This window comes from Thermostichus sp. MS-CIW-40, assembly GCF_054058315.1.
Window position 1 is genome coordinate 69114 of record NZ_JBSSAC010000007.1, and the last position, 21430, is coordinate 90543.

The 21430-nt window shown below is 57.6% G+C and carries 23 protein-coding genes; 13 read left to right on the top strand and 10 right to left on the bottom strand.

The window, feature by feature from the left end; translation table 11 throughout:
- Positions 1-94 precede the first annotated feature (94 nt).
- The 8 genes from ACVWXF_RS04030 to ACVWXF_RS04065 form a co-directional block, all read right to left on the bottom strand.
- Complete coding sequence (locus tag ACVWXF_RS04030) at positions 95-1045, bottom strand: hypothetical protein (RefSeq protein ID WP_457473697.1); 951 nt, start codon at positions 1043-1045, stop codon at positions 95-97.
- A gap of 18 nt (positions 1046-1063) precedes the next feature.
- Positions 1064-1531, bottom strand: a complete 468-nt coding sequence (locus tag ACVWXF_RS04035; RefSeq protein ID WP_457473698.1) for a hypothetical protein — start codon at positions 1529-1531, stop codon at positions 1064-1066.
- A 709-nt stretch (positions 1532-2240) separates the two neighbouring features.
- The gene (locus ACVWXF_RS04040; RefSeq protein WP_414374584.1) at positions 2241-2378 is read right to left on the bottom strand and encodes a DUF4351 domain-containing protein; all 138 of its coding nucleotides are present in this window, start codon (positions 2376-2378) and stop codon (positions 2241-2243) included.
- An 85-nt stretch (positions 2379-2463) separates the two neighbouring features.
- On the bottom strand, positions 2464-3297 hold the full coding sequence (locus tag ACVWXF_RS04045; RefSeq protein ID WP_457473699.1) for an undecaprenyl-diphosphate phosphatase: 834 nt from the start codon (positions 3295-3297) through the stop codon (positions 2464-2466).
- Positions 3298-3528: 231 nt separating this feature from the next.
- Positions 3529-4047 (bottom strand): DUF2808 domain-containing protein, encoded by a 519-nt coding sequence (locus ACVWXF_RS04050; RefSeq protein ID WP_414418090.1) that lies wholly within the window; start codon positions 4045-4047, stop codon positions 3529-3531.
- A gap of 350 nt (positions 4048-4397) precedes the next feature.
- A complete protein-coding gene (psbZ, locus tag ACVWXF_RS04055; RefSeq protein ID WP_011433643.1) occupies positions 4398-4583 on the bottom strand; it encodes a photosystem II reaction center protein PsbZ in 186 nt (61 codons plus the stop codon).
- 142 nt (positions 4584-4725) lie between these two features.
- A complete protein-coding gene (locus ACVWXF_RS04060; RefSeq protein WP_457473700.1) occupies positions 4726-5418 on the bottom strand; it encodes a queuosine precursor transporter in 693 nt (230 codons plus the stop codon).
- Positions 5411-6073, bottom strand: coding sequence for a response regulator (locus tag ACVWXF_RS04065; RefSeq protein ID WP_414398547.1), 663 nt, complete (start codon positions 6071-6073; stop codon positions 5411-5413). The genes ACVWXF_RS04060 and ACVWXF_RS04065 overlap by 8 nt, the downstream gene beginning before the upstream one ends.
- Positions 6074-6328: 255 nt before the next feature.
- On the opposite strand from ACVWXF_RS04065, the gene ACVWXF_RS04070 reads away from it, so the two are divergent.
- The 13 genes from ACVWXF_RS04070 to ribB all read left to right on the top strand — a co-directional run bounded on the left by ACVWXF_RS04070 (position 6329) and on the right by ribB (position 19684).
- On the top strand, positions 6329-7447 hold the full coding sequence (locus ACVWXF_RS04070) for a class I SAM-dependent methyltransferase (RefSeq protein WP_457396159.1): 1119 nt from the start codon (positions 6329-6331) through the stop codon (positions 7445-7447).
- 161 nt (positions 7448-7608) lie between these two features.
- The gene (locus tag ACVWXF_RS04075; protein ID WP_011433648.1) at positions 7609-8079 is read left to right on the top strand and encodes a hypothetical protein; all 471 of its coding nucleotides are present in this window, start codon (positions 7609-7611) and stop codon (positions 8077-8079) included.
- A gap of 73 nt (positions 8080-8152) precedes the next feature.
- Positions 8153-8497: an MgPME-cyclase complex family protein gene (locus ACVWXF_RS04080; RefSeq protein ID WP_414329330.1), complete on the top strand. Its 345-nt coding sequence runs from the start codon at positions 8153-8155 to the stop codon at positions 8495-8497.
- A gap of 147 nt (positions 8498-8644) precedes the next feature.
- On the top strand, positions 8645-10189 hold the full coding sequence (locus ACVWXF_RS04085) for an MFS transporter (protein WP_457473701.1): 1545 nt from the start codon (positions 8645-8647) through the stop codon (positions 10187-10189).
- Positions 10190-10328: 139 nt separating this feature from the next.
- Positions 10329-11498 (top strand): glycosyltransferase family 4 protein, encoded by a 1170-nt coding sequence (locus tag ACVWXF_RS04090; protein WP_457473702.1) that lies wholly within the window; start codon positions 10329-10331, stop codon positions 11496-11498.
- Between the two features lie 80 nt (positions 11499-11578).
- Positions 11579-13276: a PP2C family protein-serine/threonine phosphatase gene (locus ACVWXF_RS04095; protein ID WP_457473703.1), complete on the top strand. Its 1698-nt coding sequence runs from the start codon at positions 11579-11581 to the stop codon at positions 13274-13276.
- 471 nt (positions 13277-13747) lie between these two features.
- On the top strand, positions 13748-13966 hold the full coding sequence (locus tag ACVWXF_RS04100) for a hypothetical protein (protein ID WP_414329334.1): 219 nt from the start codon (positions 13748-13750) through the stop codon (positions 13964-13966).
- 153 nt (positions 13967-14119) lie between these two features.
- Entirely contained in the window at positions 14120-15553 is a 1434-nt protein-coding gene (gene argH / locus ACVWXF_RS04105) for an argininosuccinate lyase (RefSeq protein WP_457473707.1), read from the top strand.
- 120 nt (positions 15554-15673) lie between these two features.
- Positions 15674-15970, top strand: coding sequence for a DUF6464 family protein (locus ACVWXF_RS04110; protein WP_011433656.1), 297 nt, complete (start codon positions 15674-15676; stop codon positions 15968-15970).
- A gap of 161 nt (positions 15971-16131) precedes the next feature.
- Entirely contained in the window at positions 16132-16620 is a 489-nt protein-coding gene (locus ACVWXF_RS04115) for a M67 family metallopeptidase (RefSeq protein WP_414400173.1), read from the top strand.
- A 246-nt stretch (positions 16621-16866) separates the two neighbouring features.
- On the top strand, positions 16867-17148 hold the full coding sequence (locus ACVWXF_RS04120; RefSeq protein ID WP_011433658.1) for a MoaD/ThiS family protein: 282 nt from the start codon (positions 16867-16869) through the stop codon (positions 17146-17148).
- 2 nt (positions 17149-17150) lie between these two features.
- Positions 17151-18320 (top strand): molybdopterin-synthase adenylyltransferase MoeB, encoded by a 1170-nt coding sequence (gene moeB, locus ACVWXF_RS04125; RefSeq protein ID WP_457473704.1) that lies wholly within the window; start codon positions 17151-17153, stop codon positions 18318-18320.
- A 110-nt stretch (positions 18321-18430) separates the two neighbouring features.
- Complete coding sequence (gene ribB / locus ACVWXF_RS04130) at positions 18431-19684, top strand: 3,4-dihydroxy-2-butanone-4-phosphate synthase (RefSeq protein WP_457473705.1); 1254 nt, start codon at positions 18431-18433, stop codon at positions 19682-19684.
- Here the strand turns inward: ribB and ACVWXF_RS04135 are convergent.
- Both ACVWXF_RS04135 and ACVWXF_RS04140 read right to left on the bottom strand, forming a co-directional pair.
- The gene (locus ACVWXF_RS04135) at positions 19673-20107 is read right to left on the bottom strand and encodes a hypothetical protein (protein ID WP_457395942.1); all 435 of its coding nucleotides are present in this window, start codon (positions 20105-20107) and stop codon (positions 19673-19675) included. The two genes, ribB and ACVWXF_RS04135, sit on opposite strands and share 12 nt — an antisense overlap.
- A 114-nt stretch (positions 20108-20221) precedes the next feature.
- The gene (locus tag ACVWXF_RS04140) at positions 20222-21265 is read right to left on the bottom strand and encodes a GntR family transcriptional regulator (RefSeq protein ID WP_457473708.1); all 1044 of its coding nucleotides are present in this window, start codon (positions 21263-21265) and stop codon (positions 20222-20224) included.
- Positions 21266-21430 lie beyond the last annotated feature (165 nt).

Sequence of the window (21430 nt, forward strand, 5' to 3'; positions counted from 1 at the left end):
CCGATTGAGGTAAAAGTTGTCAAATCTATGACCGTCAAGAGGTAGAGCATCAGGGCCAAGAGGAGGCACAAGCCTAACATTCCAGTCCAAAGGTTCAAGTAAAGATCTGGACTAAGACTGGATTACCCTGAGCATCAGAGATTCCACCAGAGGCTCGAGCAACCTCTCTAACCAAATTGACCACTCTATCTTCATCAAAGGTGACATACAGAGGAATGTCATTGAGGCTAGAGATTGTGGATCCCATCATGTGGGCAACTTGAACCCCACCAAAGAAACAACCTGCAATCTTCTGAGAGGTTGCATTTGCAATTGTCCGCTTGGCAGCATCGACAAATATTGTTCCCTGAGAATTAGAGATAGTTAAGACATGATAACCATCTCTGACATCATCCAAGGCTGGCCAAATGAAATTGTCGTAGAGAGAAGCTATAGTATTTCTTCGAATCATATCCAGATGTTGGTCGGCAATTCTATCCCGAATTGTTTGACCAAGAAGATTAATTAGAGTTTCTTGGACATTAAACCTTTGCAATAGTGGCCTTAGAATATCATTTGCATTTGGGGCTTTTAGAAGAACACGAGCATATTGCCACGCTTGAGGGTCTGACAGTTCTGGCAGTGCTTCCCGAATCTTGAGTGCAATGGATGCAACGATTTGAAAGGTTGGGTTGTCTGCTGCTTGAGTTACATTTCCAGACGCAGTTATTCCTCCCAAAGCCATGTTGTAAGCAAGCCGATAGTTTGCGATGTCTTGCTCGAACCCAATGTTGTCTTTGAGTCGGATCAATACATTCTCTTCATTTCCTCCAATGGCAGCAATGATCCTATCAAGATTTCCTTCTGCGTCATCTTTTGCAGTTGCTAACCCGTTAATATAATAGATTCTAGACTTAAGAATAGATTCAGTAGTATTGAAACCTAGGTTGGGAGAAACGACTGAGTAGATAGTTGATTTGTTCGGTAATGAGCAAGACTTGAGAATCAGTACAGACAGGCAACAGCACAATAAAACAACAAGACGAACAGTATTTCGACCGAACATCCATTTATCCTCACTAATCTAGCGAATTGGGTCAGTACATGTCCATTCTTCTGCGCCAACGACTTGTCCAGAGAACTTGGCATCAACAGTTAAATCTGCAATAACTCTTTCCTGGGTGTTAAGCATTTGAAATTGCACTTCCCTTACTGCCTCAGCAACCTCATCAATGAGATCAAATTGATCAACTCCGCCGAATGCCAATCTTGCACATCGCTCTGCTCGGAAACCATCAAGCACTCTTGCACGCACCTGGTCTCGACTATCCCTGTCAACATTCACGATGCTTGCCTGTAAAGCTTTGGCGTATCGCAGCATGGCCTTCCGCTTCAGCTCATCATTGGGATACCGGCGGTAAATCCAGCGCTGCACATCATCACGCACGCCATCTCCATCGGCATCAATCCCCTCCAAAGTTTGCTTGCCCGCCTCCCCTGGATCCGGTGGCAAATTCGGAAACAATCTATCCAGTTCATCGACCGGGATCATATCTGGAGAGGGATCCTCACCCGGATTTTCTGGCACAAATCCAGTAGTGGGATCAGGATTGGGCTCTTCTTCTGCACTGGGGGCAGAACCTGGGGGTGGGGGTGTACCACCCGAGCCACCACTGTCTTCAGCAGGGGATCCGGATGGATTACCCCCTGGGGATCCCTCCTCAGAAGCTGTGGGATTATCCGTAGGGGATCCCTCTGTTTCGACCGGATTTGCTGGATCAGCAGGGGATCCGGATGGATTGCCCGTAGAACTTGGGGATCCCGGAGTGGGAGAAGCCGAAGCCACAATAGTGGGCTGCACGACTCCTGGCAAATTCGCCAGAGAAGAACCTCCCCCGCCACTGCACCCACACAGCAACACCAACACAGAAGAGAGCATCAACATAAGCAGTATCCTGAGGCCGTTCATAATCGCCTTGGTTCTAGCAGTTCAAGTGGCACAAGTGACCCCCACAGGGATCCGGCAATCCTTCTATTGGAGCTACAAGCAACACAAAATTAGGGCAGGGATCCCTAGAAGGAACTCTCTCAGGAGGATCTACCGTTCATCACCCGACAAGAGCAAGACTGGATTTGCAGCCTGATGCTCAAGCAGAAACTAACATCTGCTTCAACAAAGTGCAAGTGCGCTGCAACACACGGGCTCAATCTTTAGATTCGTCAGCGTATGATACGGAGCCCTTTTTTGAAGGGGAGAACCTTTAATGGCTGAATCCATCAAGCCAGGTGGTGAGGTCAATCAACGACTGGAACTCCAGCAAGGCTAGACCCAGCTCTTCCAAGCGCTCCACCGATAAAGACCGAATCTGAGCCTCCACCTCCTCAGGCAGGGATCCCATTTTGCCAATCTTCTCAGTGGGAAAAGCAGCCAGAAAGGAGTGACCACCTCAGGGATCCCCGTGGATTGTAGTTGACTGAGCTTGATTAGGGTCTTAGGAACCCCAGCGCTAAACCCAAGATAATAAACAAGCCAAAGCCAATCCGATAAAAGATGAACAGCCAAGTGCTGCTGCGCTGCAAAAACTTAATCAGCCAATCGATAGAGAGATAAGAAAAAACAAAAGCAGAGAGAGTGCCCAACCCTTGCGGCAGCAAAGCCTCCACCTCAAAATCCGAGACAAACTCCAGTACCCCAGCCAAAAATAAAGCCGGGATCCCCAGCAAGAAGGAGTAGCGAGCGGCAGCCGAGCGCTGCAAATGGAGAAACAGCCCTGCCGTCAGCGTCGAGCCGGAGCGCGACACCCCAGGGATCAGGGACAAAGCTTGGGCCAGCCCTACCCAGATCCCATCCCAAATGCCTAAGCTGTGAAGGTCTCGCTGGCGTTTGCCCGTTTGCTCTGCCCAGCCCAACAACAAAGCCAAGCCAATGGCTGCAGTGGCGATCACCCACAACTGGCGGGGCGGGGATCCCCAAATGGCCTTGATGGCCCAGCCGGCAACCACAATTGGCACTGTTCCCACCAGGATCCCGACCGACAGCCGCCAAGGCTCCTGCTGGAAATCTCGTTCTCGCCAAGCCTTCCAAGAGCCGAGGATCAACTGGCGCAGGTCAGAGGCAAAGTAGATCAGCACCGCCCCCAAACTGCCCAACTGGATCACCGCCGTAAAAGAAGCGCCCGCATCCGGCCACCCCACCAAAGCCGGAAACACCCGCAGATGGGCCGTGCTGCTAATGGGCAGAAATTCGGTGATCCCTTGCACCATGCCCAAAATTAGAGCCTGCCACCAATCGGGATACCAAGTGTCAGCAAGCAACAAGGTAAACACTCCCCCACCCAAACTTGCCGGATTTGCACAATCCCCATTCTTAGAAAAACTCAGAACTCCGGCTTTTTCCAGCAGCCCATACCACGGCGAACAAACACTTGCAGAGGGATCCCACCCCAACTGGCCGGGAACTTGGGTGTCGCTGTCCCAGACCCGCAAAAGGGCTGTGCCTATAGGATCGCCGCAAAGATCAACAGTAGGTCAGATCATCGGGTCAATAGATCAGAAGCCAATCCGCTCTGGGTCTTCAATGGTAATCAGCCAGTTGCCCACATTCCGGAAGAGGGGGTTGGGTTCCGTACCCCGTACCCGCGCCTCCACACGGTAGATACCGGCAGATGAAGGGTTGCGCACGTTGGAGAGCACCAGACGGATCTCCTGACCGGCAGCAATGGGTTGACGGGCCACCACCTCTAGAGAGCGAAACTCCTCGTTCCAGTACACTTGATCCAGCTCTACAGGCCGGCCTTCTACCTCCAGGCGGACACTTTCCGGATCGATGCGGCCATCGAAATTCCTGTCCCCGTTGATCTGCACTTCTGCCACCGCCACATTCTGGGGGGGAATGGTCAGGCGATAGCGATCCAAACGACTGCGAACCCCTCCAAAATCGAGCCGATAGCTGAGGACAGGTACCCCTTCACTGCCGGTGATCACCAAACCCGACTGCGCCTCTGCAGAATGGGGCACCATCAGGGATCCCAGGCTCCCCATCACCAGAACCGCCAAGGCCAGCCTCATGCCTCGCCGGGCAAGGCCAAGTTCCTGCGAACATTTCACTGCTCTCATCACTGCTCTCAACACCCAAACCTCCGCTGGTTGAAACACCTCAGCACCTTCAAAGCTCACTAGCGCGGCCTGTAGACAGCCTGACCGATGGCAAGCAAGGCCGACGCCTCGCCGTCCATTGTAGGGGATGGGATCCCCTCTACCGAGAGAGCTTAAGGCTTATCGAGGTGCGGAAGTGCGTAGTTCGTCCAGGATCCCAGACAAAAACTTTGGGCCGCCACACCCACGGTGCAGCTCCCACGCAACGCTGATTGCGACCACAAGGTGACCTTCGGTGGATTGGCCCTCGCCCTTCTACGGCTTCACTTGAGGAAACTCAGCACCCCCACCCCGATCACCATCAGCACCCAGAGCAGGGATCCCACCAAAATCACATTCTTGGCCCGGCTCCAGTCGCTGGCTGAGCTGTAGAGCACTGGCACCGCCACCACCAAGAGCAAGCTGTAAAGCACCAACACCAACAAAGCAATTTGGAAAACGAGCATCATCTTGCGGATCCCTCACAAAAGTCTTGTCTTGGATAAAAGCTCCCGGTAACACCGGATGGCAGCAGGATAGAAAGGATAACGCTTTGACTATACCAAAATGGGATCCCTCCCAAGGCCAGATCCGTTGAGGCGGCTGATGGATTCATCTAGACACAGGCTGGAGGCGGAAGGGGTTAAAGTCGGTTGCCACATCGAAGTAGTCTTCTTGTTCTTGCTGCTTTAGCCAGCCGGTAATGGCATAGGTCAGGGGCGTGAACGCCGCCTCAACGGCACACTTGAACACATAGTTGGAGAGTATTAAGCTGCCCAGGCCAGGGAACACCCCCCAGAAGGCCAAGGTGACAAACAGTCCAGTATCCACCGCTTGGCCCACCAGGGTAGAGCCGATGGTGCGTGTCCACAGCCACCGTCCCCGCGTCCACACCTTCATGCGGGCCAGTACATAGGCGTTGGCAAAGCTGCCTCCCCAATAGGCGATTAAGCTGGCCAGCACAAGGCGGGGCGTCAGGCCCAGAATCTGGTCGTAGGCTTCTTGATAGGGCCAGTCGGGGGCGGCCGGCAGGGATCCCACGATCATGAACGTTACCGACATGAGGGCCGCCGAGAGAAATCCCAGCCAGATCACCCGTCGCGAGCGGGCATAGCCATAGACTTCGGTGAGGATGTCGCCGAAAATGTAGCTGAGGGGGAAAAGAATGGTGCCGCCATCGAAGGTAAAGGGCCCCAGAAGAACGATCTTGGTCGAGGCGATGTTGGAGATGAGCAGCACCGCCACGAACAGGGCCGTCACCGCATCCAGGTGTCGGTAGGCGCGCTCAAAGCTTTGCTCAGCCATCAAGACCCCCCAATAGTTTACGGATATGCCGCAGCTCTTTGACGATTAGGGCTAAGCCCTGGCTGTGCCGTTCCACTTCGCTGGTGAGCTTACGGATTTGCTCTTCTAGGTTAGCGCTGTGAGACTCCTGACGATCTAGGCGCTGGTTGAGGTTGGCAAGCCGCGTCACTACTTCCCGCTGGATCAGGTTTTCCGTACCTTGGATAAGCAGCGTCTCGATGGCGGTGAGCCGGTTCAGAATCAGTTGGGTGTTGGTTTCGGATCCCGGCTCCGCTGCCGCCGCAGGAGTCACCTGCAGGGCCTTTTGGATTTGAGCCAGAAGAGTCTCCGCTTCAAACGGCTTTTCGATAAAATCGAAGTCGACAAAAGGCTCAGGGATGCGGGCTGTCACTTGTTCCTTCATCCCCGACATCATGATAACGGGGGTATTTTTCAGACTGTCTTCGCGGCGGATGGCTTGGAGGGTGTCGTAGCCATCCATCTTGGGCATGACAAAATCCAGCAGGATCAGGTCGGGGTGATGTTTTTTGGCCGCTTCCAGCCCTGTCAACCCGTCTTTGGCCTCCACCACTTGGAACTGATCGGCCAAGATGCTGGCCACCATCTTGCGAATCATGATGCTATCGTCAATGACCAACACCGTCTTGGTTGTCATGCTGAGGCGCTCCCTCTTCCCATTATCAAATCGACCTGATCAGCCCCTTCCTCCAGCTCATAGGGCAATCGGGGACATCCTTTTGAGGACACCACTAGAGTACTCCCCTGCTTGGCCAGATGGGGTGTGCTCAGGGATCCAATTCCGCCAGGTTTTCCCCGCGCCCAGCGGCTGCCGGCCCGGCGTGGCCGCCTTGCTATAATTAAGTGTAAACAAACGTTAAGCCTTCATTCTTCATTCGCACCTTGCAGGGTTATGAGCCTACAACTAAGTCCTGAGCTGTCGCTGCCGATCCCATCTCCAGTCGGAGAAGCTGCCTACCGCGCTTTTCAGTGGGGCAAAAACATCTTCGGCTTTGCCCACAAAGCGCTCTCCACCCAAGCTTCAGATCTGATGCTCTCCGTGCTCAGGGATCTGCAAAGCTTCTCCTCCGGGAGGACCCCGCCGCCGCGGGCCAAGGTGCGGGTGAGCGCTGACACGCTACAGGTGTTGCGGGCCCGTTACGAACAACTCCTGCAAGCGGACTGGCAAGATGCTGAGGCAGGGTACTACCCTCACGCGCTCCTGTTCGACAACCCCTGGCTGGACTTTGCCCGCTATTACCCACAGGTGTGGTTGGATTTGCCGCAAATTACTCGGCGGGTTCACAGCAAGCGTTACCAAGAGTTTTCTCAAGACATTTCCACCGAGGGCTATCCGAAATACTACCTGCAAAATTTTCATTACCAAACCAACGGCTATCTGAGCGACAGCTCGGCTGAGCTTTATGACCTGCAGGTGGAGCTGCTGTTTGGGGGCACAGCGGATGCAATGCGCCGTCGGGTGATTCGCCTGCTCAAAGATGCGTTGGATCCCACCTTGGTCAGCCCCCACATCCTCGATGTAGCTTGTGGCACGGGGCGGATGCTGCGCCTACTGCGGGGATCCCTGCCCAAAGCAGCTTTGTATGGCCTGGATCTTTCTCCTGCCTATCTGCGCAAGGCCAACCGACTGTTGCAGGAGCTGCCGGGGGAACTGCCCCAGCTTATCCGCGCCAACGCCGAGGCCATGCCCTATGCCGATGCCACCTTTGACGCCGTCATCAGCGTTTTTCTCTTTCATGAGCTGCCTGGCCCGGCCAGACAAAATGTCATCAACGAGATGAGTCGGGTGGTGAAGCCAGGGGGCGTGGTGGTCATCTGCGACTCAGTGCAACTGCTGGATTCGCCAGAGCTGAAGGAGACGATGGAAGCCTTTATGCAAACCTTCCACGAACCCTACTACCGCGACTATATCCACGACGATTTGGGGGCGCGCCTGCAGCAGGCAGGCTGTGCGGTGCTGCGCCGAGAAACTCACTATGTCAGCACCTACACCCTAGCCCGTAAAGGTTGAGCGCCCTTTCCACAAGCTTAAGAGGAAGAGTAAATCGGCGGTCACTTGTCCAGAGGGTGTATAGTAGTTTTAGACACGAAACCTTGGATGAGAAGACGGGCCACTGACTGGATAACCTGCAGGTGCAAGTCCGTCTGAACTCTTTTCTTGTACTTAGGCTCATGTCCCACCCCCATGGATCCCTCCGCGCCGGTATCACTGCTCTCAAGCAGGAGCGTTACCTGGAGGCGATCAACCTTCTCGAGTCCTTCTGCTACTGCTGTTCCATCCAAGAAAGACAAGAGAGTTTGTCCCGCCGCCTGAGCGAGCGCAATGGCTCTAGGGCAGATCCGGAAGAATGCGTTTTGGCTCGTGTAGCTCTGATCATGGCATATCAGGGCAGTGGTGACTTGGAGCGCTCAACTGCCCTTTGCCAAGAGCTGTTGGAGGAGAAGGAAACTCCTGAGTCCGCTCCCTGGGCTCGGGAATGGGCAGCTCAGGCTCTACCTACCCTCAAGCAGGCTTCAGAACACTCCATGCCCCCTGAGGAAGTCATGGCGCGGCTACCCGTTCTCCGGCAGTTGGAAGACTGTCAGCCGCTGTGTAGCTCCCGCGATCCGGCTCCGCATCTGCTCAAATCTGCCTCTCTCTGAGGGAGAGGATCTGCAAGGAGCGGTGGACGCCCGGCTCTAGCCTTTATTCTCAACACAGTTCCACAGCAATCTTATGTCTGCTGCCGAACCGACTACCTATCATTTTGTCGTTGCCAGCCTGTCTTTCTTACGTTCTGAGCCTCTGGAAGAGGTGCTGGAGGAGCGTCGTCGATACTGCGAGGAGCGCCATTGCCCTGTCGATTTCTTCTGGGTGCCCCAGCCGGCCTTCATGGAAGCTCCAGAGTTAAAGCCCCTGCGGGACAAGTTGAAGGAGCCCCTGGGGGCAGTGGTATCCACCAACGCGGATTTTATTCGTTGGCTGAGCCTGCGCTTAACCTTTGTAGAGAAGGGCAGCTTTGTGGCTCCAAGCGAGTCGATCCCGGATCCCTTGCGCTCCTTGTCTGCCGCAGGAAGCTAGGCCTGCCGATTCCCAAGATTTGGGTTGGTGGATTGGAAGGCGGGCCAAGATAAGATCGGGGCACCCCATTTCCACTTTTGTTTGCTGACGGGATCCCATTCTGTTGTGGGGCCGACGTCGGGGAAATGGGCAGGTCACCTGGGGAGCATGATGACTTTGGAGCAACGATGGGGCTGGCCGGAGGGAGGGGCAGGGATCTGCCACCCCAGTTCCCCTCTCCAGAATCCCCCACCTGCGTCAACGCCAACTTGGGGGTTGAAGTCAGAATCTCTCTTGCCTGAGCCGACAGCAAGCCCCGCCCTCAGCTCGCCGGAGTGTTCTCCTGGGGATCCCTTGCCAGAGCCACCCCCTGAGGATCCCGAAAAAGGGCAAAAGGAAGAGGAAGATCAAGGTCTGGCTGAGCCGGGCCTGAGAAACTTTCTTGCCGTGCTGCGCCGACGCAATTTCCTGCTGCTGTGGATGGGGCAGGCGTGTTCCCAGTTGGCGGACAAGGTGTTGTTGGTGCTGCTGATTGGGTTGGTTGCCCGCGAATTTCAGCCGGAAGGGGCTTCCATCAGCGGTTGGGTCTCGGCCATCATGCTGGCTTTTACGCTGCCGGCGATGCTATTGGGCAGCCTGGCAGGGGTATTTGTGGATCGCTGGCTAAAAAAAGGGGTGTTGGTGCTCTCCAACCTGGGGCGTGGGATCCTAGTGCTGCTGTTGCCGCCGCTGCTCTGGCTCACTGCCGGGCGCGACCTTTGGCCGGGGATCCCCTTGGGGTTTGCGGGGCTGTTGCTGGTGAGCTTTGCCGTCTCGGTTCTGACCCAGTTTTTTGCTCCTGCCGAGCAGGCGACTTTGCCGCTGATCCTGCCGAAAGGAGAGTTGCTGGCGGCCAACTCCCTGTACACCACCACGATGATGGCTTCGCTGATCGTCGGGTTTGCCGTGGGGGAGCCGCTGTTAACCCTGGCAGATCGTTGGGTACGCCATTGGTTGCCGGGCTGGGAAGTGGGGCCGGAGCTGTTGGTGGGGGGAGCCTACCTCTTGGCGGGATCCCTGCTATTGCTGCTGCAACCCCACGAGAAGCTAGAGCCCCGGCGTTGGGAAGTCCCCCACCTCTGGGAAGATCTCCGCTTGGGCCTGCAATATGTCAGCCAGATGCCCCTGATCCGAGCTGCCTTGGTGCAGGTGGTGGTGCTCTACTCGCTGTTTGCGGCGCTGGCAGTGTTGGCGGTGCGCATGGCAGAAGTGATGGCAGAGCTGAAGCCAGATCAGTTCGGGGTGTTGTTGGCCGCTGCCGGCCTGGGCATGGGGATCGGCGCCTTTTGGGTGGGCCATACGGGCCGACGGGTGAGCCGCCGCGCCTGGATTGGGCTGGGATCCCTGCTGCTCTGTGGGGCTCTGGCGGCCCTATCCTGGACGACCCACTGGTTGCTGCCCAGCTTGGGCTGGATTGCCCTGTTGGGCTGTGGGGGGGCTTTGGTGGCGGTGCCGATGCAAACCTTGATCCAAGAGGAAACGCCTGACCATCTGCGAGGCAAGATCTTTGGGCTCCAGAACAACGCCGCCAACATTGCCCTCAGTTTGCCGCTGGTGTTCACGGGATTGGCAGAAGCCCGCCTTGGCCTTCCCTGGATGTTTGTGGCCCTGGCTGTTCTGACGGGGCTGGCGGGGCTGTACACCTGGAGCCTATTGGGCAGAGAGGCCCCCTAAATCCTGCCGCAGCGCCAGGCTGGATACCCTCTTCCGAGGGGACGGGCCAAGGCAGGAGCTAACTCTGCTACTCTTGTAGAGGTTTAAGAATCGAGACTCCCTTTGCAGCTCAGCGTTTCAGCTCCGCGGGGATCCGCCCATGCACATCGCCTGGATAGGCAAAAAAACACCTTTCTGTGGCAACGTCACCTATAGCCGCGAGATGACCAACGGCCTTTTGGATCGAGGGCATCAAGTGAGCTTTTTTCACTTCACCAACGAGGGCCAACCGCCCGCCCTGGATCCTGGAGGTGAAGGCTGGAGGGCGGAGCTGGATCGTCGAGACGTTTCCCTCCCCTGTCTGTACAAATCGCAGATTTACACGATCCCGGCCCCCAACGCCAAGCGGTTGCTCACCCAGGCCCTCAAGGAATTGCAGCCGGATCTGGTACATGCCTCCTTGACCATTTCTCCCATCGACTTTGTGCTGCCGGAGATCTGTGCTGAGCTCAACCAGCCGCTGGTGGCCACCTTCCACCCGGCCTTCGACCGGCGGCGGCGCAACATCGCCTCTCGCACCCAATACTTGGCCTACCAGCTCTACGCCCCGTGTTTGGCCAACTATCACCGCACCATTGTCTTCTCGGAAACGCAACGGGAGATCTTGGTCAAACTGGGGGTGAGCCCCCAGCAGGTGGTGGTCATTCCCAATGGTGTGGATGTGGACAAGTACGCGCCTGGGCCCTCCACCCTCAAACAGCGGTTGGGACTGGAGCGGATCTTCGTCTATCAAGGGCGGGTCTCGCCGGAAAAAAACCTGGAAGCCCTACTCAAGGCTTGGAAACACGCCCAAATGGGGGAGAAGTGTGGTCTGCTGATCGTGGGGGATGGGCCGCTGCTCAACACCCTCAAGCCCTTCTACACCCTTCAACATGGGATCCACTGGCTGGGCTATATTGCCGACGAGCAGCAGCGCATCGAGATCTTGCGAGGGGCTGATGTGTTTGTTTTGCCCTCCTTGATCGAGGGGCTCTCTTTGTCGCTGCTGGAGGCGATGGCCTGTGGGGTGGCAGCGGTAGCCACCGATGTCGGCGCTGATGGAGAGGTTTTGGCCGATGGAGCTGGGATCCCGCTGGATCCGACACGGGTGACAGCAGAGCTGCAAACGCTGCTGCCTTTGCTGCGGGATCAACGGGAGTTTACCCAACTGCTGGGGATGAAGGCCCGCCAGCGGGTGCTGGAGCGCTATACCCTCAGCCACAACCTCAGCCAGGTGGAACAGCTCTACCGAGAGCTGTGCCAGGGATCCCGTCAGCATCGCTGGGTGTGAGGGATGAGTGTGATGAAGCTTGTGATATTTTTGCTAAGCTGTTTCGTTACGTTTCCAAGGGATTAACGCCAGTCTTCCCGATGGATGATCACAGCCCCCAAAAGGCCGTTTTAGGGCAGCCCCCTGCCGGGCTGTCAGATTCTTTGTGGTCAGAGTCCTTGCTGGCCCAGGATTCGGGCAAAAATCCCCTCCCCCCCAATGCTCCGTCGCTGTCGCCCACGGACAATTCGGGGGACTTGCGCTCAGCTCAGACCGGCCAGGATGAGGATCCCACCTCTTCAGGTGCCGTTGCGTCCGATGATAGAGAGCTGCCGGAGGTCAAGCCGGCCATTGTGCCTGCCCCTGCAATGCCGGATCGGGTGGCAGAACTGGAGAGAGAACACCATCGGATGCAGTATCTGCTGGCGTGGCTGGCTTTTGCTCTGCGCTCTTTTAACAACTTGAACCAGATCCTGGAGCTGACGGCTTTTGTGGCCAGCCAACTGACCGATGCCGAAGGCGGAGCCCTGGTTTTGTTCAATCCCAACGGCACCATCCAGTTGGATCAACTGCACTGCTCTGATCTCAATCACCGCGAGCAGATTCGGGCTGAGATGGAGCAGATCGCCCAAACTCTCTCGGCTCAAGAGCCCATTCTCAAAACGGAGGGATCCCTGTCTGTTAAGATCCCTGCCCTTGAACACCTCTTGGACGAACGGTTCCGCCAGAGCTTGGGGCCGGATGTACGCCTTTTCGGCACGCCGCTGCTGATTCGCAACTCTGTCCAGGGTCGCTTGTACGTCTTCAGCCGTCAGCCTGGCTACCACTGGGATGAACGTCGCCAACAACTGTTGCGCTTGGTCGCCGATCAGGCAGGGGTGGCCATCGAAAATGACCGCTTGACGGCAGCCTTGCGCCGCAAGATGGCCCTGGAAAAAGAAATGGAGATTGGCTCTTACATCCAGACCCAACTGCTACCTCGGGAGTGCCCTCAAGTCAAGGGGATTCGCTTGGCAGCCCGTTGCCGGGTGGCCAGCAAAGTGGGGGGCGACTACTATGACTTCATCAAGATTCCCGGCGAACGCCTGGAAACATCCGACTCATCTGAAGAAACGGCAGGCTTTCGCTTGGCCATCGTCATTGGGGATGTGATGGGCAAAGGGGTGCCCGCCGGCCTGTTGATGACCATGACCCGCGCCATGGTGCGGGCGGAGGCCCTCAACCGCCATTCGCCGGCCCGTGTTCTGCAACATCTGAACCGGGCCATGTACAGTGACCTGGAAAACTCCAATCGCTTCATCAGCCTGTTTTATTCGGAGTACGATCCCCGCTCCCATCGCCTCTGCTTCAGCAACGCGGCCCACAACCCCACCCTGTGGTGGCAGGCCCGCACCCGAGAAATTCAACCCCTGGACACAGAGGGGGCGCTGATCGGCTTGGAAGAAAACAGCCACTACTCGGAAAGCTGCGTGCAACTGCAACCCGGGGATGTGGTGGTGTACTACACCGATGGCTACACGGGGACAGCCAACACCCGCGGCGAGCGCTTGGAAACCTCTGGGCTGATGGACGCCATCCAGTACGCTGCCCGTCGCTACGACTCCCCCGAAGACATTTTGGAGAGCTTGTTTGAGCAGATGGATGCCTTCCGAGGCCGCCGGGGATCCCATCCTCTTCCCCTATGGCTGCCCGAGGATCCAGAGCTCCTGTTGCAGGATGAAATTTCCCTGCGGCCTGAGCCCGTGGACGACACAACGCTGGTGGTGTTGAAGGTGCTGCCCGACTCCGAGCCAGCCTAGCTAAAAAAGTTCAAACTCAGGGTTAATGACAGCAGGCCGCAACGCTCACAATAGCTCAAGCAAGCTACTCAACGCTACTGGGCTGGGCAGCAACGGTGGGTTGGTTGACGTGGTTTTGCCGGACTACTAGGCTAGTTGGTTAGTTCTGGCATGCGTTCTGCATGGGCTAAAGCCTGCTCCAGCTTTAGTCTGTGTGGCTCTCTCAGAGAGCAAGGAGCGGCTACCTGCAGCTTGCGGGGAAGTCACGCCTGTGGAGATCCCTCTGGCGGGGCAGTGGGGGTGATCTCTGCTGCCAGCCATAGTTCGTTAAGGCAGGAAGAAAGCAGAAGCGCGGCAGACGCTGAGCACTCCGCGCCGCCGGTGCGAGTGGAAGTGTTTGTTGGCGTTTCGTAGGTCTTTCAGAGCGGTACGCTCTAGCTGGTGGAGCTACCAGGTTGGCTGCACTGTGTTATCTACACCTGAGGTACAACTATGAACTTCTCTCCTTCTGGGTCTGAAACCGCCTCGGTTTACTTGCCGGCCCCCGCGGCTTTCCAGACGGAAATGATTGTCGGGCAGGTGTTCCGACAGGATGTGCTGGGCGATATCCGCAAGGGTTGGAATGGCTTTGTGGAATCGGGCCAAATTTGGGCGCTTTTGATAGGGATCGTGGCGGGCTACATGCTCAAGAGCATCACCAGCTCCCACTAGGGCCTTGTCACCATTGCTCTAGCTGGATCCAGTTGGCCTGAGCCGGCGGGGTTTTGGCCGTCGGCGGTCGGTTTCTGTGTTTTTTTTCCACAACTGCAGTGGGGTCTTCCTACGGTGGTCAATCCTTCTCCCCATTCTTCCGGTTCCCAGCCGATGTCTGAGCCGACGGTAACTTCCACCCCTCGCCCCTGGAGCCAGCGCTTTGAGGGATCCCTGCATCCTGCCATCGCCCGCTTCAACGCCAGCATCGGCTTCGACATCCGCCTGCTGCCCTACGATGTGGCCGGATCCCTGGCTCATGTGCAGATGTTGGCCGCTTGTGGCATCCTGACCCAGCAAGAGGCCGACCAGATCCGGTGGGGATTGGAGCAGATCCAACAGGAAGCGGCTGCCGGCACCTTCCGGCCCGATCCAGAGGCAGAGGATGTCCACTATGCCGTCGAGCGTCGTTTGGTGGCTTTGGTGGGGGAAGTGGGAAAAAAACTGCATACCGGGCGCTCCCGCAACGACCAAGTGGCCACCGATCTGCGCCTCTATCTGCGAGATCAGATCGATCACCTTCGTCAAGCCCTCTGGGAGCTGCGCGGAGTTTTGTTGGACTTGGCTGAGCGGCATCTGGAGACAATCCTGCCCGGCTACACCCATCTGCAACGGGCTCAGCCGATTAGCTTAGCCCACCACCTCTTGGCCTATGAAGAAATGTTCTGGCGAGACTGGCAACGGCTGGGGCGGGTGCGGGAAGAGGTGAATGTCTGCCCCCTCGGATCCGGAGCTTTGGCCGGCACTTCCCTGCCCATCGATCGGCAGCTCACCGCCCATCTGCTGGGATTTGAGCGGATCAGCGCCAACAGCTTGGATGCCGTCAGCGACCGGGACTACCTGGTGGAGTTCCACGCTGCCGCCAGCTTGATTTTGGTGCATCTCAGCCGCCTCTCGGAAGAGATGATCCTCTGGGCTTCCCAGGAGTTCGGCTTTGTCACCCTCACCGATGCCTGTGCCACCGGCTCCAGCCTCATGCCCCAGAAGAAAAATCCCGATGTGCCGGAGTTGGTGCGCGGCAAGGCGGGGCGGGTGTTTGGCCATCTCCAGGCTTTGTTGGTCACCTTGAAGGGGCTGCCGCTGGCCTACAACAAAGATCTCCAAGAAGACAAAGAGGGACTATTCGACACGGTCGATACCCTGAAAGCCTGCCTAGAGGCGATGACCCTTCTGCTGCGGGAAGGGATCCAATTTCAACCTGAGCGCATGGCCGCTGCTGTGCAGGAAGATTTCTCCAACGCCACCGATGTGGCCGACTACCTGGTGCGCAAAGGGATCCCCTTTCGCACAGCCCATGATTTGGTGGGGCAGATTGTGCGCATTTGTTTGGCAGAGGGGATCCTGCTGCGGGATCTGCCCTTGGAGCGCTGGAAAACCTTCCACCCGGCCTTTGAGGCGGACATTTTGACAGCCATCGATCCCCGCCAGGTGGTGGCCGCGCGGCTCAGCGCCGGGGGAACGGGCTTTGCTGTGGTGCGAGAAGCCCTGCAACGGGCCCAGGCCCGCCACCAGCAGCCAGAGCCATCGGAAGAAACTCCACAAACTTAAACTGAACTCAAGGAGAGTTTGCAATTCTTGGGTTCTTCTCGCCAGTGTGTGCCATCCTGAGGTTCTCAGCCATCCAACGCAACTCCCAGCCTGTTGGCCTCTTCCTTGGGTGATCGTTCCATGTTGGATAACCTTACCGTCCGTGTCCTAGAACATGCGGCCAAGCGTCGCTGGCGGGAACGCGCCTACAGCCGATTTTTGCAAGATTGGCGACGGCAAGTGGTGCTGCTGCGCCGTCAACGGGCCGGCGAATTTGGCCCACCCCTGGGGGATCCCTCTTGTGTTTTCAGTGCCCACTCGGCTTGGTTGCGCTGTGCCGTCCATCCCCAAGGGCCGTGCCAGGGTTGCCCCCACTATGCCCCCGTCACCCCTCCAAAGCCAGAGCCACCTCTGGGTTCACTCGATGGACGGGTCTGACCGCGCCACACTGGTGGCCGAACATTTTCAGCAGCGGCGGCCTCTGCGGAACGGCCTGCCCGTTGCGCCCCAATGGCATCCGCTGTAGCTAAGTTGAGGGATCCCCGGCCAACTTGTGCCAGAATAAAAGAACGGTAACTCCATCGGCAAAGGCGAGATTCATGGCCCTCTACCTCTCGGCAGACCACCTTCACAGCATCCGCCAGCACGGCGAACAAGCCTTTCCCCACGAGAGCTGCGGCATTTTAATTGGGGAAATCCGGGGATCCGACAAGATCATCCACGAGCTTTGGTCGGTGACCAACACCTGGGATCAAGCGGAAAACCCTCTGGCAGACGGAGAATCCAGCCGCCGCCGCTTTTTGATCGATCCGGCGGATTTCAAGCGGGCCAACGACCATGCGGTGCGCAAAGGGCTGGGGATCCTGGGCACCTATCATTCCCATCCCAACCATGCGGCCATTCCCTCCGAGTTTGATCGGCAGCATGCTTTTCCTTGGGGCTTTTCCTGTGTGATCGTCAGTGTGCGCGAGGGCAAGGCAGAAGAGGTGGTGAGCTGGGTTTTGGATGAGCAAGAGCAGCCCCAACGGGAGCCGATGCAGATGCTGGAAGACATTTGCATCCCCCCGCTCCCGGCTTTGGCAAGCTAGAGTCGTTTGGGCTTTGCCGCTGTTTGAGGCTGAAATTCACGGCTAAGTTCAGTTGGGATCCTTGAAAGCTGGGATGGGCGCCACCGGAAAAAGCGGTAGTCTAGTGCTGAACCTTGTCTGTAACATAGCTGAATCCTCAAAGTCAGTAGACAGCCCCAACAAGATCGACAAATGGATAGGTCAGCCCAGATCCTCTGGATCCTCAAAAGTCTCCAGTAGATACCCAAGATCTCTCCCCGAACTCCCATGGCAACCAAAGTTCTGATCCCCTCTCCCCTGCGCCCCTACACCGACAACCTGGAAGCTGTCGAGATCGAGGGCAGCAATGTTGGCGAAGTGATGGGCAACCTCATCGCCCGCTATGGCGAGCTGAAGCGCCACCTCTACACCGAGGATGGGAAGCTGCGCAATTTTGTCAATGTCTACCTCAACGACGAGGATGTGCGCACGTTGCCCCAAGGCAACAACACCCCCGTGGGAGAACAAGCCGTCATCAGCATCGTTCCCGCTATTGCTGGAGGGTTGTGAGCATGTTGAACCTGGATACCAGCCAAGTCAGCCTCTCCCGCGAAGAGATGGAGCGGTTTTCTCGGCATTTGATCCTGCCCGAGGTGGGCCTAGAAGGACAGAAGCGGCTGAAAGCCGGAAAGGTGCTGTGCATTGGCACCGGCGGCCTTGGCTCGCCCCTGTTGCTGTACTTGGCGGCAGCCGGCGTGGGGCGGATCGGCATCGTCGATTTTGATGTGGTGGATGTGTCCAACCTGCAGCGGCAGGTGATCCACGGCACCTCTTGGGTGGGCAAGCCGAAGGTGGAATCGGCCAAGAACCGCATCCTGGAGATCAACCCCCACTGTCAAGTGGATGTTTACAACACCGCCCTGAAGGCCCACAACGCACTGGAGCTGTTTGCCAACTATGACGTGATTGTGGATGGCACCGATAACTTCCCCACCCGTTACCTGGTGAACGATGCCTGTGTGTTGACGGGCAAGCCCAATGTCTACGGCTCGATCTTCCGCTTCGAGGGACAAGCGACGGTCTTCAACTACGAAGATGGGCCCAACTACCGGGATCTCTACCCCGAGCCGCCCCCACCAGGACTAGTGCCCTCCTGCGCCGAAGGGGGAGTGTTGGGGATCCTCCCCGGCATCATCGGTGTTATTCAAGCTACCGAAACCGTGAAGATCCTGCTGGGCGTGGGCGCAACCCTAAGTGGGCGGCTGCTGCTTTACGATGCCCTGAACATGAGCTTCCGGGAGCTGAAGCTGCGCAAAAACCCGGCTACTCCGCCCATCACTGAGCTGATCGACTACGAACAGTTCTGCGGGATCCCGCCAGCCCAAGCCACAGAACAAGCTGGCCAGACAGAGATCCCCGAGATCACTGTGGCCGAGCTGAAAGCGCGGATGGATGCTCACCAAGACTTTGTGTTGGTCGATGTGCGCAACCCAAATGAGTGGGAGATAGGCCGGATCCCTGGTGCTCACCTGATCCCCTTGCCCCAAATTGAAAACGGCGACGGGGTGGAGCAGGTGCGTCGCCTCCTTAACGGCTCAGAGCTGATCGTCCACTGCAAGAGTGGGGCGCGCTCGGCCAAAGCTCTGAAGATCCTGCAAGCTGCCGGGATCCAAGGAAAAAACCTGCGCGGGGGGATCCTCGCCTGGGCGGAGGCTTACGATCCCTCGATTCCCAAGTACTGACTCTGCCTTGGGATCCCTACCTGTCGCCCGGTTTGCTCTAGCATAGATCCGGCAGATCCGGTGCCCAGAGCCGGCTGTGCCAGGTTTTCCCTTTTTGCGTCCCCTTTTCCATGAGCGCCATCCCGCAGGCCGAGACAGAAACGATCTTCCACTCCATCCCCGAAGCCCTCGAAGACCTCAAGTGTGGTCGGATGATCATCGTGGTCGACGACGAAAACCGAGAAAACGAAGGGGATCTGGTCTGTGCTGCCCAGTTTGCCACGCCCCAAGCTATCAACTTCATGGCCACCTACGGGCGGGGCCTTATCTGCCTGGCCATGCAGGGATCCCGCCTCGATGAGCTGAAGATCCCCCTGATGGTGGGGCAGAACACCGACAGCAACCAAACTGCCTTCACCGTCAGCATTGATGCTGGGCCAGAGGCTGGAGTTTCCACCGGCATTTCCGCTGCCGATCGCTCTCGCACCATTCAGGCGGCCATTCACCCGCACACGCGACCGGAAGATCTGCGCCGGCCTGGGCATGTCTTTCCGCTGCGGGCACGGGAGGGCGGAGTACTCAAACGGGCTGGCCATACGGAAGCAGCGGTGGATCTGGCGATGTTGGCCGGGCTGTATCCGGCAGGGGTGATTTGCGAGATCCAAAACCCGGATGGCTCCATGGCCCGCCTGCCCCAGTTGATCGAATATGCCCGTCAGCACGATTTGAAGATCATCACCATCGCCCACCTCATCGAGTACCGCTTGCGCACCGAACAACTGGTTCACCGAGAGGCTGCCGCCACCCTGCCAACGGAGTTTGGCCAGTTTCGGGTTTACGGCTACCGCGATAGCCTCAACCAAGTCGAGCACCTGGCCCTGGTGAAAGGGGATCCGACCCAATTTGCCGCTGAGCCCGTCCTGGTGCGCGTCCATGTGGAGTGTCCCCTAGGGGATGCGCTGGGATCCCTGCGCTGCGATTGTCGCCGCCAATTGACAGCGGCCCTGAAGATGATCGACCACCAAGGCAAGGGGGTACTGGTGTACCTGCGCCGGCAAGAGCAGGAGCTGAGTCTCATCGAGCAAATCAAGTCCTACGCCCTGCAAGATCTGGGCCTTTCTGAAACTGCGCCACCGGTGGTCATGGACTTGCGCGATTACGGCATCGGCGCCCAGATCCTACGGGATGTAGGGGTGCGCAAAATGCGCCTGATCAGCAACACCTCTCGCCACATCAGCGGCTTGAAAGGATTTGGCCTGGAAGTGGCCGAGCGCGTGCCCCTGCTGGTGGAAGAGCCGGATCTCAATTTGCACGTGGAGCCGTCCTGTTCCCTGAAACTGTTGCTGCACGACGCTGGCGCAACCGATTCCGGCTCAAGCCTGTAGCGCGTTGTAGGGCCGAGGGCTATGGTGGAACAAAGACTGGGGTGCAGCCGGCTCGCCATCCACCACATAAGCCTTGGATCCCCAACCCCAAAAAGACCAGAAAGGACGTTTGGGCAAAGATGGAACCGAACGCGCCGGTAGGAGGGAGTCCCTGGCTGTCGGGCTCAACAGTTGCTTCGGCAAGACGGGAATGTCGGATCCCACCTGCGACCACACTTCATAGCCCTGAGGGCGCACCACCACCAGGCTGATCAGGGATCCGTGATCCATGTCGTAGCGGCAACTGGCGATGGCCTCTTGCAGCTGAGAAAAGCCCCGGTTGAAGACGTAAAAATGGTCTTGGAAGCGGATGGCCTCCCAGAAACCTTCCCGTGTAACCGCCACATGGTCATGATCGGCGGAGGCGTAGTCGAGGATCACCATACGTGTAAAGACTGATCAGCGATGAATCAAAATGAGAGAGCTTTTACCGTATTTCCACTTAAACACGATATCGGGCAGCCTGTCATCCGCAAAATGGCTCACCTGCAACAAGGCTTAATGCGTTTCTTTACTCTGCAAACCGCTGCCGCCCGCCTCTCTATCCCCTCCGGCTCCAGGGATCCCACCCAGTTCCCGTCGCAGCTCGGCCATGGCTGCTTCTCCGATGTGGGGGGTGGCGCAGACTAGGTTGGGTGTGCGGATTAGATCGGCTCGGGCTTGGCGCACCAAGACCCGCAGGGTGGGGTAGCTGGCCTCATCGCAAATCAGCGTATGGGCGCGGCGGATTAGGGATCCCACCCGTTCCGTATCCGAGATCACTGCCGTCAGCACCAGCAGGTCTCCCCGCAGACTGTAGACAATCACCTCGGCAACCTCCAGCAGGGCAGTGCTGATGCTCACCAGCCCCAGACAGGCGTAGGAAGGCAACTGGCGGATCAGGGCAATTTCGCGGGCGTAGTCGGACACCTCCACCGTCAGAACACGGGCCCCTCGCGGCTGGGCAATGGCTTCGACGGCGCTGAGAAAATAGTGCAGCGTCACCACAGTGCCGGAATGGATCTGATCCAGAACGGTGGCCAGCTCCTCCAGGGGCACCAACTGGACCCGGATGCCCAAAGTCTGCTGGATTTGCTGGGCCATCAGTTGTCCTGTACCCAAATCCCGGTTGGGCACACACACCAGCACTTGGGCACTGCAGCGCAATCGCCAATCGATCTCCGCTAGCAGCAGATCCCGCACCTGCTCCAAAGAAAACCCCTGCTGCAGCAGCTGGTCGATGCCCTGGCGCACCTGCTCCAGGACCTGTCGGGATCGATCCAGGTTTTCCCCCAGGCCGCGAGAGTAGTTAACCACCTGGCGGGCGGAGCGGCTCACGTAAATGCCAGATCCAGCGCGGGTTTCCACCAGGCCCATAGCCTCGAGTTGGTGGTAAACCTTGTGGATGGTATTGCGGTGCAGGCCTGTTTGCATAGCCAATTGACGGGTGCTGGGCAGGCGGTAGCCGGGAGGAAATTGCCCGCAGGCGATGGCAAAGCAGAGCAAATTAAAAAGCTGTACGGAGCCAGGGATCCCACTCTCCGGCTGGATGGAAATGCGCATCATGGCCCGTTTTTCTCCCTTTGACAACGCCGTTGCGAGCCCGTTTCTGGGCTACGTAAGAATCCCTCGACTTCAGCTAGAAATCGCAGGAGCCCCGCACTGTACCCGTAGGGTCAGTGTCGGGAGGAATGCGGAAGTTATGATAGAACCATGACCCAAGTCCTG